This is a genomic window from Azospirillum sp. 11R-A, from assembly GCF_049472615.1.
Classification (GTDB): domain Bacteria; phylum Pseudomonadota; class Alphaproteobacteria; order Azospirillales; family Azospirillaceae; genus Azospirillum; species Azospirillum palustre.
On the sequence record NZ_JBCEBL010000001.1, the window covers coordinates 536,635 to 549,723 of the forward strand.

Annotated in this window: 16 protein-coding genes and 1 tRNA gene; 7 read left to right on the forward strand and 10 right to left on the reverse strand. The window is 68.1% G+C overall.

Going from position 1 to position 13,089, the window contains the following annotated elements:
* The first annotated feature begins 24 nt into the window (after nucleotides 1–24).
* Nucleotides 25–153, forward strand: a complete 129-nt coding sequence (locus VH569_RS02595; RefSeq protein WP_256379242.1) for a hypothetical protein — start codon at nucleotides 25–27, stop codon at nucleotides 151–153.
* 68 nt (nucleotides 154–221) lie between these two features.
* Here the strand turns inward: VH569_RS02595 and pspC are convergent, their stop codons facing one another.
* From pspC to VH569_RS02615, 4 genes are all read right to left on the reverse strand, one after another.
* Nucleotides 222–623, reverse strand: coding sequence for an envelope stress response membrane protein PspC (pspC, locus tag VH569_RS02600; RefSeq protein ID WP_423313792.1), 402 nt, complete (start codon nucleotides 621–623; stop codon nucleotides 222–224).
* A gap of 74 nt (nucleotides 624–697) precedes the next feature.
* The gene (pspB, locus tag VH569_RS02605) at nucleotides 698–925 is read right to left on the reverse strand and encodes an envelope stress response membrane protein PspB (RefSeq protein WP_109051986.1); all 228 of its coding nucleotides are present in this window, start codon (nucleotides 923–925) and stop codon (nucleotides 698–700) included.
* Nucleotides 926–1,006: 81 nt separating this feature from the next.
* The gene (gene pspA / locus VH569_RS02610; RefSeq protein ID WP_377808600.1) at nucleotides 1,007–1,678 is read right to left on the reverse strand and encodes a phage shock protein PspA; all 672 of its coding nucleotides are present in this window, start codon (nucleotides 1,676–1,678) and stop codon (nucleotides 1,007–1,009) included.
* Between the two features lie 17 nt (nucleotides 1,679–1,695).
* The gene (locus tag VH569_RS02615) at nucleotides 1,696–1,860 is read right to left on the reverse strand and encodes a hypothetical protein (RefSeq protein ID WP_199235430.1); all 165 of its coding nucleotides are present in this window, start codon (nucleotides 1,858–1,860) and stop codon (nucleotides 1,696–1,698) included.
* Between the two features lie 179 nt (nucleotides 1,861–2,039).
* On the opposite strand from VH569_RS02615, the gene pspF reads away from it, so the two are divergent.
* Entirely contained in the window at nucleotides 2,040–3,074 is a 1,035-nt protein-coding gene (gene pspF, locus VH569_RS02620) for a phage shock protein operon transcriptional activator (RefSeq protein ID WP_423313795.1), read from the forward strand.
* Between the two features lie 91 nt (nucleotides 3,075–3,165).
* A complete protein-coding gene (aceB, locus tag VH569_RS02625) occupies nucleotides 3,166–4,785 on the forward strand; it encodes a malate synthase A (protein WP_423313797.1) in 1,620 nt (539 codons plus the stop codon).
* 32 nt (nucleotides 4,786–4,817) lie between these two features.
* Here aceB and VH569_RS02630 read toward each other — a convergent pair whose 3' ends face one another.
* Complete coding sequence (locus VH569_RS02630; protein WP_423313799.1) at nucleotides 4,818–5,600, reverse strand: class I SAM-dependent methyltransferase; 783 nt, start codon at nucleotides 5,598–5,600, stop codon at nucleotides 4,818–4,820.
* A 193-nt stretch (nucleotides 5,601–5,793) separates the two neighbouring features.
* Here VH569_RS02630 and VH569_RS02635 point away from each other — a divergent pair, with 193 nt between their 5' ends.
* Nucleotides 5,794–6,750 (forward strand): acetyl-CoA carboxylase carboxyltransferase subunit alpha, encoded by a 957-nt coding sequence (locus VH569_RS02635; protein ID WP_377808596.1) that lies wholly within the window; start codon nucleotides 5,794–5,796, stop codon nucleotides 6,748–6,750.
* Nucleotides 6,751–6,879: 129 nt separating this feature from the next.
* Here VH569_RS02635 and mgtE read toward each other — a convergent pair whose 3' ends face one another.
* The gene (gene mgtE / locus VH569_RS02640; RefSeq protein ID WP_423313801.1) at nucleotides 6,880–8,307 is read right to left on the reverse strand and encodes a magnesium transporter; all 1,428 of its coding nucleotides are present in this window, start codon (nucleotides 8,305–8,307) and stop codon (nucleotides 6,880–6,882) included.
* 379 nt (nucleotides 8,308–8,686) lie between these two features.
* On the opposite strand from mgtE, the gene VH569_RS02645 reads away from it, so the two are divergent.
* Nucleotides 8,687–8,989: an STAS domain-containing protein gene (locus VH569_RS02645; protein WP_423313803.1), complete on the forward strand. Its 303-nt coding sequence runs from the start codon at nucleotides 8,687–8,689 to the stop codon at nucleotides 8,987–8,989.
* 92 nt (nucleotides 8,990–9,081) lie between these two features.
* Here VH569_RS02645 and VH569_RS02650 read toward each other — a convergent pair whose 3' ends face one another.
* The gene (locus VH569_RS02650; protein ID WP_423313805.1) at nucleotides 9,082–9,402 is read right to left on the reverse strand and encodes a hypothetical protein; all 321 of its coding nucleotides are present in this window, start codon (nucleotides 9,400–9,402) and stop codon (nucleotides 9,082–9,084) included.
* Nucleotides 9,403–9,803: 401 nt separating this feature from the next.
* On the opposite strand from VH569_RS02650, the gene VH569_RS02655 reads away from it, so the two are divergent.
* Entirely contained in the window at nucleotides 9,804–10,517 is a 714-nt protein-coding gene (locus VH569_RS02655) for a phosphatase PAP2 family protein (RefSeq protein WP_423313807.1), read from the forward strand.
* Between the two features lie 102 nt (nucleotides 10,518–10,619).
* Here VH569_RS02655 and VH569_RS02660 read toward each other — a convergent pair.
* Nucleotides 10,620–10,704: transfer RNA gene (locus VH569_RS02660), tRNA-Leu, on the reverse strand.
* A gap of 258 nt (nucleotides 10,705–10,962) precedes the next feature.
* Here VH569_RS02660 and lipB point away from each other — a divergent pair.
* Nucleotides 10,963–11,625 (forward strand): lipoyl(octanoyl) transferase LipB, encoded by a 663-nt coding sequence (gene lipB, locus VH569_RS02665; RefSeq protein WP_423314119.1) that lies wholly within the window; start codon nucleotides 10,963–10,965, stop codon nucleotides 11,623–11,625.
* On the opposite strand, the gene VH569_RS02670 is transcribed toward lipB, so the two are convergent.
* Nucleotides 11,622–12,134: a hypothetical protein gene (locus VH569_RS02670; protein ID WP_423313809.1), complete on the reverse strand. Its 513-nt coding sequence runs from the start codon at nucleotides 12,132–12,134 to the stop codon at nucleotides 11,622–11,624. The two genes, lipB and VH569_RS02670, sit on opposite strands and share 4 nt — an antisense overlap.
* Nucleotides 12,121–13,005 carry a hypothetical protein gene (locus VH569_RS02675; RefSeq protein ID WP_423313811.1) on the reverse strand — a complete coding sequence of 295 codons (885 nt, stop codon included), beginning with the start codon at nucleotides 13,003–13,005 and terminating at the stop codon, nucleotides 12,121–12,123. The genes VH569_RS02670 and VH569_RS02675 overlap by 14 nt, the downstream gene beginning before the upstream one ends.
* Between the last annotated feature and the right edge of the window lie 84 nt (nucleotides 13,006–13,089).

Sequence of the window (13,089 nt, forward strand, 5' to 3'; positions counted from 1 at the left end):
GGGGATCTCGATGGTGGAGGGCCTATGATGGATCTCGTTCTGCTGGGTGGTGCGGTGGCGACGGCTGCGGCGTTGGCCGGTCTGATCGCCACGATGCCGACACCCAAACCGATTCCGATCCGCGTCCGCGACCGGCGCCGCCAGCGGCGCTGACGTCACCGGCCCCCCGACCCCGGTCGGGGATCGGCGGACCGGACTGTCATCGGGAAATTTCAGGCCAATCAGCGATCCAGATCGCGGATCGCGCGGTTCAACTCGAATTCCTTCGAGGCGACGTAGGCTTCCATCCCGACGATCCGCTTCTCCATGTCGCGGAAGCGCTGGGTCAGACCGGCGAGCGTGCGGTCGGGCTTGGTCGACACCGTGCGCCAGAACGCCTCTTCCTCGGCATCGCGGTACAGCTGCGGCGGCCGCACCGGCAGCACGATCAGCGCGATCACGTAGGCGATCACCAGCGGCACCGAAAAGAAGAACAGGGCGACCAGCATCGCCAGCCGGACGACGCCCGGCTGCATCCCGAAGTAATCGGCGATGCCCGTGCATACCCCACCCAGCACCCCGCGCTGCGGGTCGCGGTAGAGCCGGTGCGGATTCGGCGAGTCGTAGGGGGACGCGCGGTCCATGACTCCTCCCAAGAATTGAATGACACAGCCTGAAAAGGCGCGCTACAGCCGGCAAACCACCGTAAAAGCCGCCGTCACAGCTTGTTGCGCCAGTTCGGCGCCTCGGCGTCCAGCACACGTTCCAGCGCATGGACGCGGGTCTCCAGCCGGTTGGAGATTTCCCACAGTTCGGCCAGAAGCCGTTCGTCCTGCGCGGACAGCCCGCGCTGCGAGCGCCATTTGGTGATGTAGTGGAAGACGATCCAGACCGGCGCCACCACCACCAGGAACAGCACCGCAAGGACGAAACCCAGGAACCCCATGGTCGTCGGGCCTTCTTATTGTCGTGAGGGGAGTGGGCGGGGCGTCACCGCCCCACCCCGGCAGCCGGGTCCGATCCGCCCTCAGCCGTTGCGGCGGGCGGCGATGCGGGCCTTCAGCGCCGCCAGATCCTCTTCGACCTTCTGGCTCGCCTCAAGCTCGGCAATCTCCTCGGTCAGGCTCTTGGTCCGGCCGATGTCGTAGGACTCGACGCGGCCCTCCAGCTCGTCCAGGTTGCGTTCGACCTGCTCGAAGCGCGACAGCGCCTCGTTGATGCGCTCGTCATGCAGGGCGCCGCGCACCTTGACGCGGTTGGCCGCGGTCTGAGTGCGGGCGACCAGCGCCTTCTCACGGGCCTTGGCATCGGTCAGCTTGGCCTGCAGGCGGCCGATGTCCTCGTTGGCCTTGGACAGGGCGGCCTCGACCTGCACCAGCTGTTCGGTCAGCGTGTCGGCCTGTTCGGCGACCTTCGACTTGGCGATCAGGGCGCCCTTGGCGAGATCCTCGCGGCCGGCGGTCAGCGCCACTTCGGCCTTGCGGTCCCATTCATCGCGCTCGCGGCGCAGATCGGCGACGCGGCGTTCGATCTCCTTCTTCTCCGCGATGATCTTGACGGTGGAGGAGCGCACCTCGACCAGCGTGTCCTCCATCTCCTGGATGATCAGGCGGATCAGCTTCTCCGGCTCCTCGGCGCGGTCGAGCAGGGAGTTGAGGTTCGACTGCACGATGTCGGTCAGGCGCGAAAAGATGCTCATGATACGTGTCCCGTCAATCAGCCGAGGATGGCGCCGGCGACGATGCCGGCGAAGAAGAACAGCCAGCTTTCGGCCGGCCGGGTGGCGAGATAGTTGCGCACGCGGCGCGCCAGCGGGCGCCCCTGCGAAGCGTTGAAGCGGTCACCGCCGTAGCGGCGGCGGAAATCGCTGAAGTCGCTCATGGATGACCTCCTTGCCATGACAGAGCTATCGCAACCGCCGTGCCAATTCCGCCGAAAGGCAACGAACCCCTTGAAGCGCTTGGGCGTTCGGCGCTCCGGACCAGCAGGACCCATCCGTTGCCGTATCGCCATTCAGGCGATATTATCGCAAGATCAGCGAACTGATGGCGAAATCAACGATGACGGTCACTCCGCCCTCCCTCCTCGGCGAATCGCCGGCCTTCCTCGCCACGCTGACCCATGTGTCGCGGGTGGCGCCACTGGAGCGGCCGGTGCTGGTGATCGGGGAGCGCGGGACCGGCAAGGAGTTGATCGCCGCCCGGCTGCACTACCTGTCGCAGCGGTGGGACCGTCCCTTCATCAAGATGAACTGCGCGGCCCTGCCGGAGTCGCTGCTGGATTCGGAGCTGTTCGGGCATGAGGCCGGGGCCTTCACCGGCGCCACCCGCCGGCAGATCGGCCGGATCGAGCAGGCGGACGGCGGCACCCTGTTCCTCGACGAGATCGCAACCGCCTCTCCCGCCGTTCAGGAAAAGCTGCTGCGCGCCGTCGAGTATGGCGAGATCGAGCGGGTGGGCGGCCGCACCGCCACCGTCGATGTCCGGGTTGTCGGCGCCACCAACGCCGACCTGCCGGCGCTGGCCGCCGCCGGCCGCTTCCGCGCCGACCTGCTGGACCGGCTGGCCTTCGACGTGGTGACCCTGCCGCCGCTGCGCGCCCGCCCCGACGACATCCCGCCGCTGGCCGAGCATTTCGCGCTGGGCATGATCCGCGAGCTGCAACGCCCGCTGTTCCCCGGCTTCACCGATGCGGCACTCGACCGGCTATGCGGCCATGACTGGCCCGGCAACGTGCGCGAGCTGCGCAACGCGGTGGAGCGCTCCGTCGCCGCCGCCGATCCCGACGAGCCGCTCGACCACATCGTCCTCGATCCCTTCGAGTCGCCCTGGCGTCCGGCCGTGGCCCCGACCGCCCGTCCGGAGGCCGCCCGTCAGGACATAGCGTCCCCCCAGGCGAAAGCCCCCGCCCCCACCTTCGACGGCGGCATCCTCGATCAGGTCCGCACCTTCGAAGCGTCGATCCTGCGCGACGCGCTGGAGCGCAATCGCTTCAACCAGCGCCAGACCGCCGAGGCTCTCGGGCTGGGCTACCATCAGCTGCGCGGCATGCTGAAGAAGCATGGGCTGATCCCGCCAGCCCATCTGCGACCTTAGGCCGTCCCCGGACCGTCCGTTTCCCGTGTTATACCGGGTGCCCAACCGCCGGGAGAGCGGTTCGTCACGCTACGGGATGGGGAGCAGCACGATGGCCACCAGCATGTCCGGTCCAGTCATTTCAGGTCTCGAGGTCCGCGGTCCGATCAATCCCGGTTTCGAGGAGATCCTGACGCCGGAGGCGATGGCCTTCCTGGCGGAGCTGGAAGGGCGCTTCGGCGGCGAACGGCTGCGGCTGCTGAATGTGCGAACCAAGCGGCAGGCTTTGCTTGACCAGGGCCACAAGCCCGACTTCCCGCCGGAAACCCGCGCGATCCGCGACGCCGACTGGACGATCAGCCCGCTGCCCGTCGACCTGCTCGACCGCCGGGTGGAGATCACCGGACCGGTCGACCGCAAGATGGTCATCAACGCGCTGAACAGCGGCGCCAAAGTCTTCATGGCCGATTACGAGGATGCCACCTGCCCAACCTGGACCAATCTGGTCGAGGGGCAGATCAACATCCGCGACGCGGTGCGCCGGACCATCACCCACGAGGATCCCGTCAGCGGGAAGAAATACCGCCTCGGCGACAGGACCGCGGTGCTGAAGGTCCGGCCGCGCGGCTGGCATCTGGAGGAGCGCCATGTGCTGATGGACGGCGAGCCGATGTCGGGCGCGCTGTTCGATTTCGGCCTGCATGTCTTCCACAACGCGCACGAGCTGCTGGCGCGCGGCAGCGGCCCCTACTTCTACCTGCCCAAGCTGGAAAGCCATTTCGAGGCGCGGCTGTGGCGTGAGGTCTTCCTGGTGGCGGAGGAGTATCTCCACCTGCCGCATGGTTCGATCAAGGCGACGGTGCTGATCGAGACCATCCTCGCCGCCTTCGAGATGGACGAGATCCTCTATGAACTGCGCGAGCATTCCGCCGGCCTGAACTGCGGGCGCTGGGACTATATCTTCAGCTTCATCAAGAAGTTCCGCAAGGACCCCGCCGCCGTCATGCCCGACCGGGCGGAGGTGACGATGGCCACCCCCTTCCTGTCGGCCTACAGCCAGCTGGCGATCCGCACCTGCCACCGCCGCGGCGCGCCGGCCATCGGCGGCATGGCCGCCTTCATCCCGGTGAAGGACAACCCGGAGGCCAACGAGGTCGCCTTCTCCCGCGTGCGCGCCGACAAGGAGCGCGAGGCGTCCAACGGCCATGACGGCACCTGGGTCGCCCATCCCGGACTGGTCCCGGTGGCGCGCGAGGTGTTCGACGCCTACATGCCGACGCCGAACCAGATCGCCCGCAAGCGCACCGACGTGACCGTCACCGCCGCAGACCTGCTGGCGGTGCCCGCCGGGCCGAAGACCGAGGCGGGCCTGCGCAACAATGTGGCGGTCGGCATCGGTTATATCGAGGCATGGCTGCGCGGCCAGGGCTGCGTCCCGCTGTTCAACCTGATGGAGGACGCCGCCACGGCGGAGATCAGCCGCACCCAGGTCTGGCAGTGGGTCCACACCGGCACCGCGCTGGACGACAGTCAGGCCGTGACGCTGGATCTGATCGACCGCATCGTCGCCGAAGAGCTGTCGGCCTGGGAAACCCGCGTCGGCGCCGATGCCTATGCCAAGGGTCGCTACGCCGACGCCGCGTCCCTGTTCCGCGATCTGGTGGCGCGAGAGGACTTCACCGACTTCCTGACCCTGCCGGCCTATGAGCGCGTGGTGGCGGAGGGGGCGTAAAGGGACAACGCGGCAGGGGGACGCAGCGCCCCCTACCCCACCCGCCCCAGCCGGACCGTCAGCGGCCAGCGGATCCGCCGCTCCGTTTCCGGATCGCCCCACAGCGGCACGATCTCCTCGGCAAAATCCTCCAGCGGATTGCCGCCCAGCGCCCTGGTCGCCGCCTTCACCCCCGACCATGTGTTCATGTAGCCGAGCAGCCGCGCCAGCGGCCACACCGCCTCCATCGCCAGCGGCGGCACGGGCAGTTCCGGAAACGGGAAGTCCATGCCACGATAGCCCTCGATCACCTTCCAGCGGTCGGCCGGCCAGTACGGTCCCAGCGTGCCGTTGTGGAATCGCTCCACCACCGGGTCCAGCACGGGATCGTCCAGCCACTGCCGGCCATAGCAGACGAGCGCCACCGCCGCCCCCGGCTTCGCCACCCGCCGCACCTCGGCATAGAAGCGTCCGAGGTCGAACCAGTGCGCCGCCTGCGCCGCGACGATCAGGTCGCAGCAGCCGTCGGGCAGGCCGCTTTCCTCCGCCGGGGCGACGGCATAGCGAACGTGATCGTGCGCTTCAGCCTGGGCGATCTGCTCGGCGCTGGCGTCGGTGGCCTGGACCGCCGCGAAGTGGCCGGCCAACGCCACGGAGAACTGCCCGTTGCCGCAACCGACGTCCCAGGCCAGCCCGCGCGCCGGCGCCGCATCGGCCAGGGCGGCGGCCAATCCGGGCGGATAGGTCGGCCGGAACGCGCGGTAATCACCGGCATGGCCGGAAAAATGGTCCTTGAAGGAAGGCGAGGGGAAGGAAGGCGGGGGGAAGGAACGCATGGGATGGGATCGCCTCGATCAACCGGGACAACGATTAGGCTTGGAATTTCCCGGGCGATGAGGATAAACCCTGTGGGTTCGTCGCGGAACCCTTCCCAGGGTGACCCGCACCTTTCCGCTGTGGCGCAGGCGCGCCGGGCGTGCTACCAAGCGCGCGATTTTTCGTGCGCCTCGCCAACCACCTGTGTCCGGCATGCAGACCTTCCTGGAATTCGAAAAGCCCATCGCCGAGCTTGAAGGCAAGATCGAGGAGTTGCGGCACCTGACCAACGCCGGCGACATCAACATCGCCGACGAGGTCGCCAAGCTGCAGTCCAAGGTCGACAAGCTCCTGCGGCAGACCTACGCCAAGCTCACGCCCGCGCAGAAGGTACAGGTGGCCCGCCACCCCAACCGGCCGCACTGCCTGGACTATGTGCATGGCCTGATCGAGGACTTCACGCCGCTGGCCGGCGACCGCCATTTCGCCGAAGACCGCGCGGTCATCGGCGGTCTGGGTCGCTTCCGCGGCCGGTCCGTGGTGGTGATCGGCCAGGAAAAGGGCAACGACACCGAAACGCGCGTCCGCCACAATTTCGGCATGGCGAAGCCGGAAGGCTACCGCAAGGCCCAGCGCCTGATGGATCTGGCCGACCGCTTCAAGCTGCCGGTCGTCTCGCTGGTCGACACCGCCGGCGCCTTCCCCGGTGTCCAGGCGGAGGAGCGCGGCCAGGCCGAGGCCATCGCCAAGAGCATCGAGCGCTGCCTGCGGTTGAACGTGCCGATGGTCGCCTCGGTCATCGGCGAAGGCGGCTCGGGCGGCGCCATCGCGATTGCCACCGCCGACCGCGTGCTGATGCTGGAACACGCAATCTATTCGGTGATCTCGCCGGAAGGCTGCGCGTCGATCCTGTGGCGCAGCTCCGACATGGCGGGCGAGGCGGCCATCGCGCTGCGCCTGATCAGCCAGGATCTGAAGGAGCTGGGCGTCATCGACCATGTGGTGAGCGAGCCCATCGGCGGCGCCCACCGCGACCCGGCCGAGACGATCAGGAAGCTGGGCGACTGCATCGAGGAGTCGCTGGGCGAGCTGGACGGGCTGGACGGCGTCACCCTGCGCGCCAAGCGCCGCGAGAAGTTCCTGGAGATGGGGCAGAAGGGGCTGGGCTGAGGCCCGGCCCTTTCCCGCCTCTCCATTCCTCTACCCTTTTCCACCCCTCCCCGCGTTCGGCCCGCTCCTCGGTCGAGCGGGGCGGGGAATGGATGAGGCAGCGGGCGCCATCGCCCCGCACCCTGCTCCCTACAGCAGGAACACCGACGCCAGCCCGAGGAACGCCAGGAACCCGACGACGTCCGTCACCGTCGTCAGGAACACCGCGCTCGACACCGCCGGGTCCACCCCCAACTTTTCCAGCCCCAGCGGGATCAGGGCACCGCTCAGGCCCGCCACGACCAGATTGATGATCATGGCGAGCCCGATGACGACGCCGATCAGAGGGCCGTACCAGACCAGCGCGATCAGCCCGACCATCACGGCGAAGATACCGCCGTTGATCAGCCCGACCAGCAGCTCCTTCCCCACCACGCGCATCGCGTTGGCCGACGACAGGTCGTGAGTCGCGAGCGCGCGGACGACGACGGCCAGCGTCTGGGTGCCGGCATTGCCGCCCATCGAGGCGACGATGGGCATCAGCACCGCCAGCGCCACGATCTGCTCGATGGTGCCCTCGAACAGCGAGATGACGCCCGACGCCAGGAAAGCGGTGCCGAGGTTGATGGTCAGCCAGCCGACACGGCTGCGGGCGATGTCGCCGATGCCGCTGAACACGCCGGTGTCGCCCGACCCGCTCAGCTTGCGCAGGTCGTCGTCCGCCTCCTCGTCGATGATGCGGACGACGTCGTCGACGGTGATGACGCCGATCAGCCGGCCGGCGGCATCGACCACCGGGGCCGAGACCAGGGCATATTGCCGGAACAGGTTCGCCACCTCCTCCCGCTCCATGGTGGCGGGGATGGCGTCGACCTCGCCGGTCACCAGATCGGCGATGCGCACGGCCCGGCGCTGGCGCAGCAGGCGCGACAGCGGCACGGCCCCGACCACCCGGTGCATCGGGTCTACGATGAAGATGTCGTAGAAATCCTCCGGCAGCGTGTCGGTCGCCGCCCGGACGAAGTCGATGGTCTTGCCGACCGTCCAGAATTCCGGCACCGCGACCAGCTCGCGCTGCATCATGCGGCCGGCGCTGTCCTCGTCGTAGGTCAGGTTCTCCTGGACCAGGGCGCGTTCGGCGTCGGGCAGCTTCGCCAGGATCTGCGCCCGCGTCTCCGCGTCCAGATCCTCGATCAGTTCCACCGCATCGTCGGTGTCGAGGTCGGCGACGGCGTCGGCCAGTTCCTGCGGCTCGAACCGCCCGATCAGCGATTCGCGCAGGTCCGGGTTCAGGTAGGACAGCACCTCGCCGTCCAGCTCGGTGGGGAGCAGGTCGATCAGGTCGGCGCGCTCGGCCGGCTCCGCCTGTTCGATCAGGTCGGCGATGTCGGCGGCATGCAGCCCGTCCAGCCGCGCCAGCACGGCATCGCGCTCGCGGGCGCGCAGCAGGCCGGCGATCTCCTCCACGAAGTCCGGCTCGACGCCATAGCGGCGTTCGTCCTCCACCTCCTGGGCATGGCCATGGGGGTTGGCGGCGCTGTCCGTCCGCGGAACCGGTGCATGGGGATCGGTGTGCATGCCGGCACCCTCCCTTCGACGATGCAATCCCCGGATGCCGAGCCGGAATGCCAGAGGTCCCGCGGCGAGGGAACGGCGGCAAGGGAAAGGCTGACACCTCCGCGACATCGGACGGTGGCCGGCGGCGTTCAGGGTTTGCGGGTTGTGGAAGCCTTCCGGCCGGTTCCGGAGGCCCGCTGCACAGGAGCGGGACCGGTGTCGGCGGAAGCGACCCCGACATAGAGGCGTCGCCCCGGTTTGTCCAGCCCGCTTCGGCACCGGCCGGCCGGTTCCGCCGCTTTTGCCACCATACCCTTGCACCGCCGCAACCCTTCATGCTCCCATGGGCCGGCGGCGCATCGCAGGCGCCGCATCATGGGGAGAGGGACTGGACGGGCCGATGGAGTATGCCTTCACCACTGTCGACGGTTGCGACGGCATCCTGTTGTCCGGCCGCTGCACCTATGAGGATGGCAACCGCTTCCATGACATGCTGCGCGACTGGGATTTCGCAGCCAACCCGGTGGTCCGGCTCGACCTGCGTTTCGTCACCTTCATCGATTCCGCCGCCATCGGGATGATGTTCATCCTGGCCAACCGCTGCCGGGAGGCCGGCGGCCACATCGTCGCCAGCGGCGCACCCCCTCATATCGTCCGCGCGCTGCGCCGCGCCGCGCTGGACCGCTACATCGAGTTCCACTGAAAAAGACGAAAAGCTGAAAAGACGACGGGCGGCGCCGTACCGTGCGCCGCCCGTCGTCTTTTCAACTCCCGAGATCGATCCGTCAGGGCCGATCAGGTCGGGTTCGGGACCGCAGCGGCCGCCTCGACGCCGAGCTTGGCGCGGGCCAGGCTGTTCAGCGCCTCGGTATCGGCGAAGAGGTAGCCCTTTTCGATCAGCTTGGACGTGTAGCTCTTGTTGTAGAGAAACGCGGCGATGATGCTGGAAATGTTACCGGTGAAGAAGGCCAGCAGCGTCAGGAGAAGCCCCATTCCCCAGTCGCCGCGGAACAGGGCGGGAAAGCCGCCGAAGAACAGCGTGGTCCAGCTGAACCCGACCAGCCCCTTCTTGGTAAGCCCCGTCTGCGGGTGCTTCATCATCACGACAGTCGCCATCAAATCCCCCATGCAATCCGTATCTTGAATGGTTTGGCGTATCGCCATCCATTCCGTCTTTCGCAGCGCAGGATATTACCACTTTCGATAAGCAGCAAGAGCAGTCCAGATGAATCCTGGCCAAATCATTCTCTTCCGGCATCATTTTGACGATGACATTTTCTTTATATTATCAAAGGCGATATTAAATACTGCGCCATCTCATGAAAGCACCGGCTGCCCGCCAGCCGCAGTGGATATCCCGGCAACGGCGGCGAGGATCGGCGGCAAGGATTGGCGGGAGGGGGCACCCCGAAGCCTCTGCCCCTGACCCGGATGGCGCCTTCCGATGCTCCGTTGACCGCCCTTGTCATGAAACCGCAACACTTTCCTCCGCCCCCATCCACCAGAGGAGACGCCGTGTGGAGTCGCTGCATCGCCTCGACCAGACGCTGCTGCTCTGGCTGAACCAGTTTGCCGGGCACAGCGCGGCCTTGGACATGGCGGTGCGCGGGATCGCCAACATCTATCTGGTCAAGCTCGGCCTGTTCAGCGCGGCGCTGTGGTGGCTCTGGTTCCGCCGGGAGGACACGCAGGGCGGACGCCGGCTGGTGGTGGACGCCATCGCCGCCGTGGTGCTGGCGGTGGCGGCATCCATTCTGATCCAGGCGGTGATGCCCGCCCGGCCCCGACCGCTGCACGACGCCGGCCTGCCCTTCGTCCCGCCCATCGGCCAGAGCCGCGAGGCGCTGAAGAACTGGAGTTCCTTCCCCAGCGACAATGCCGCCCTGGGCTTCGCACTGGCCGCCACCTTCGTCCGCGCCTCCCGCCCGTGGGGACTGCTGGCCTGCCTGTGGGCGGCACTGGCGATCTCCCTGCCGCGGGTCTATCTCGGCCTGCACTACCCCGGCGACGTCACCGGCGGCGCGCTGCTGGGCATCCTCAGCGCCGTGGCGGTTGCCCGGCTGCTGCCGATGGACGGCGCCCACCGGCTGGTCGCCTGGATCGAGGAACGCTGGCGCCCCTGGTTCTACAGCGGCGCCTTCCTGGCGATCTACGAGATGATGGTGCTGTTCGAAGATGTCCGCCGCGCCGCAGGCGGAGCATCGAAGCTGCTGCACGCGCTGGCCGGCTAGAACCCGGCAAGGCCCGGACACGAAAAAGCCCGCTCGGTCTTGCGACCTGCGGGCCTTTCGTCTTTCCCGTATCCCCGGGATGGTCCCATCTGCATGGGAGAGTGGTGCGGTCGAGAAGACTCGAACTTCCACGGGTTGCCCCACAGCGACCTCAACGCTGCGCGTCTACCAATTCCGCCACGACCGCATCAGGCTGGTAGTCCCCGACGCTCGCTTGCGCGCCTCATCGGGTGGAGCGGGTAGATATCAGCTTCCCGACGGTCGATCAAGCGCTACAATCATCTTCTGCGAAGAAAAATTCGGAACGGCCCTCCGGCCGGTCCCACGAGACCCTTGCCGGCACCGCCGCCCATAGCGCCAGAGACCCCATCGAATGACCTCCCCCACCAGCCAGCCAGCCAGCCTTTCCGCCAGCCAGCCCGACAGTTGCCCCCCGCGCCAGCCGATCGAGTGGCGCATCTCCGACCAGCCCGTGCCCTACCCCGACGCCATCGCCGAGATGGAGGCGCGCGTCGAGGCGATCCGCGCCGGCACGGCACCGGAACTGGTCTGGCTGCTGGAACATCCGCCGCTCTACACCGCCGGCACCAGCGCGCGCGACGAGGATCTGCTGGAGGCCGACCGTTTCCCCGTCTACCGCAGCGGCCGCGGCGGCCAGTACACCTATCACGGGCCGGGACAGCGGGTTGCCTACGTCATGCTGGACCTGAAGGCGCGCGGCGCCGACATCCGCGGCTTCGTCCGCGATTTGGAGGAGTGGATCGTCCGCACGCTCGCCTCCTTCAACATCAAGGGCGAGCGGCGCGAGGGGCGCGTCGGCATCTGGGTCGACAAGCAGCCCTATGGCGGGCTGAAGGGGCAGGAGGACAAGATCGCCGCCATCGGCGTGCGGGTGCGCCGCTGGGTCAGCTTCCACGGCATCGCCCTGAACGTCGAGCCGGACCTGTCCCATTTCGGCGGCATCGTCCCCTGCGGCATCGCCGAGCATGGCGTCACCTCCATCGTGGCGCTGGGCCAGCTGGTGACGATGGAGGATGTGGACTCGGCCCTGATCGCGGCCTGGCCGGAGGTGTTCGGCGGCCCGCTGCGGGGCGGGGAGGAAGCCTAATACTTCTTGAACCCGCCGGCGGCCGGGGTGGCGGCCTGGTTGCCGGCGGGGTTCACCCGCGGATCCTTGTTGTCCATCGACTGCACGGTGCAGTTGGTCGAATCGCCGTTGCGGAACAGATAGATCTTCTTGCGGTCGGCCTTCTTGCCGGGGTCGCGCAGGTTCAGCCCATGGCCGAAGGCGACGCCAAGCACCTCGCCCTTGTAATAGGCGCGGAAGCGCATCGGCTCGATCTCGCCGAAGCGCAGGGCGGCGCAATCCTTGCTCAGCTCCTTCTCGAAGGTACCGGCCTTGCGCCAGTCCTCCTTGGAGCGGATCGTCATCCATTGCGACGGCAGCGCATACTGCACGATGGGCGGCGCGATGGGCAGGTTGCCGCCCGGCTGCGGCGGCGCCTGATGGCCGGGCTCCGTCCGCTCCAGCGCACCGGCCAGCGCCGGGGCGGCTCCCGGCAGCACCAGTGCGCACAAGCACAGGACCGCCAGGGACCGCACATCAAATCCGGACATCGAACCCACGCTCCTTCCCCTCGCCCGCCACATTGCCCACCGCATCGCCAGACGGCCGCTCCTTTGCCGGCTTGCGTTCGGGCGGTGCGGGGGCGACCGCCTCTCCCAGCCGGCCGGAAAGCGTCAGCGACAGCTCCATTGCCCCGCCATCGGCAGGCGCACCCAAGGGCGACAGCGTCACCGTGCCTTCCAGCCCCTGCGGCGGCGCGGCCATCGCCGCGGTCAGCATCTCCATCACCCGGCCCAGATCGTCGATGGCGATCCGGTCGGTCTCGACCGTCAACCCCTTGCCCGGCCGTATGGCGGAGCGGAGGGCGCCGAGCATGGCCGCCAGCCCCTCCCCCTTCTCCTCAGCCGGCACCCGCGCCAGCGCAAGAGCCGTACCGTCCAACCGCAAGCCCGCCGTCCCATCGCCCAGGACAAGGCCGATCCCGCTCAGTTCGACCGCCACCTCCTGCCGGACATCGTCTGCCAAGGGCCGCAACGCGCCGGCCGGACCATCCAGCGCCGCGACGGCTACCCGGCGCTCGGCATCGCCGAAGCGGGCGGCCAGTGCCGCCTCCGCCGCCGTGGCCTCGCCCCCGTCCATCCCGAAGGCGGTCAGCAGCCGCCCCAGATCGCGCGCCAGCGCCCGGATCGCTGGTTCCAGCCGGTCGGCAAGATCATCATCACCCGCCGGAGCTTGGAACGGGCGTGCCGGCGCATCCTCCACCGCCGCCGGCCCCAGGCTGAGACGGACGGCGGGGTCGTGCCCCGGCACAGTGGAGGATTTCGGAGCCGGGGCGGCCCCCGGCTTGCGGCCAGCCTTGTCCCCAGCCTTGTCCTTGGCCTTCGCCGCCTTGGCGAAGACACCGGTGAGCATGGCCTTCATCCCGGCCACATCCGATTTGCTGGCGGTCATCCCGGCCGTCGCCCCTCAACCACAAGGCCCAAAAACCCGCGTCCACCGCCAGCA

Excerpts from the sequence above, each read along its gene's own strand:
- mgtE (WP_423313801.1), bottom strand. The coding sequence starts at position 8,307 with ATGCACACCGATCCCCATGCACCGGTTCCGCGGACGGACAGCGCCGCC.
- pspA (WP_377808600.1), bottom strand. The coding sequence starts at position 1,678 with ATGAGCATCTTTTCGCGCCTGACCGACATCGTGCAGTCGAACCTCAAC.
- VH569_RS02595 (WP_256379242.1), top strand. The coding sequence starts at position 25 with ATGATGGATCTCGTTCTGCTGGGTGGTGCGGTGGCGACGGCTGCGGCG.
- VH569_RS02635 (WP_377808596.1), top strand. The coding sequence starts at position 5,794 with ATGCAGACCTTCCTGGAATTCGAAAAGCCCATCGCCGAGCTTGAAGGC.
- VH569_RS02615 (WP_199235430.1), bottom strand. The coding sequence starts at position 1,860 with ATGAGCGACTTCAGCGATTTCCGCCGCCGCTACGGCGGTGACCGCTTC.
- VH569_RS02645 (WP_423313803.1), top strand. The coding sequence starts at position 8,687 with ATGGAGTATGCCTTCACCACTGTCGACGGTTGCGACGGCATCCTGTTG.
- pspC (WP_423313792.1), bottom strand. The coding sequence starts at position 623 with ATGGACCGCGCGTCCCCCTACGACTCGCCGAATCCGCACCGGCTCTAC.
- VH569_RS02650 (WP_423313805.1), bottom strand. The coding sequence starts at position 9,402 with ATGGCGACTGTCGTGATGATGAAGCACCCGCAGACGGGGCTTACCAAG.
- pspB (WP_109051986.1), bottom strand. The coding sequence starts at position 925 with ATGGGGTTCCTGGGTTTCGTCCTTGCGGTGCTGTTCCTGGTGGTGGTG.
- VH569_RS02670 (WP_423313809.1), bottom strand. The coding sequence starts at position 12,134 with ATGTCCGGATTTGATGTGCGGTCCCTGGCGGTCCTGTGCTTGTGCGCA.
- pspF (WP_423313795.1), top strand. The coding sequence starts at position 2,040 with ATGACGGTCACTCCGCCCTCCCTCCTCGGCGAATCGCCGGCCTTCCTC.
- aceB (WP_423313797.1), top strand. The coding sequence starts at position 3,166 with ATGGCCACCAGCATGTCCGGTCCAGTCATTTCAGGTCTCGAGGTCCGC.
- VH569_RS02630 (WP_423313799.1), bottom strand. The coding sequence starts at position 5,600 with ATGCGTTCCTTCCCCCCGCCTTCCTTCCCCTCGCCTTCCTTCAAGGAC.
- VH569_RS02675 (WP_423313811.1), bottom strand. The coding sequence starts at position 13,005 with ATGAAGGCCATGCTCACCGGTGTCTTCGCCAAGGCGGCGAAGGCCAAG.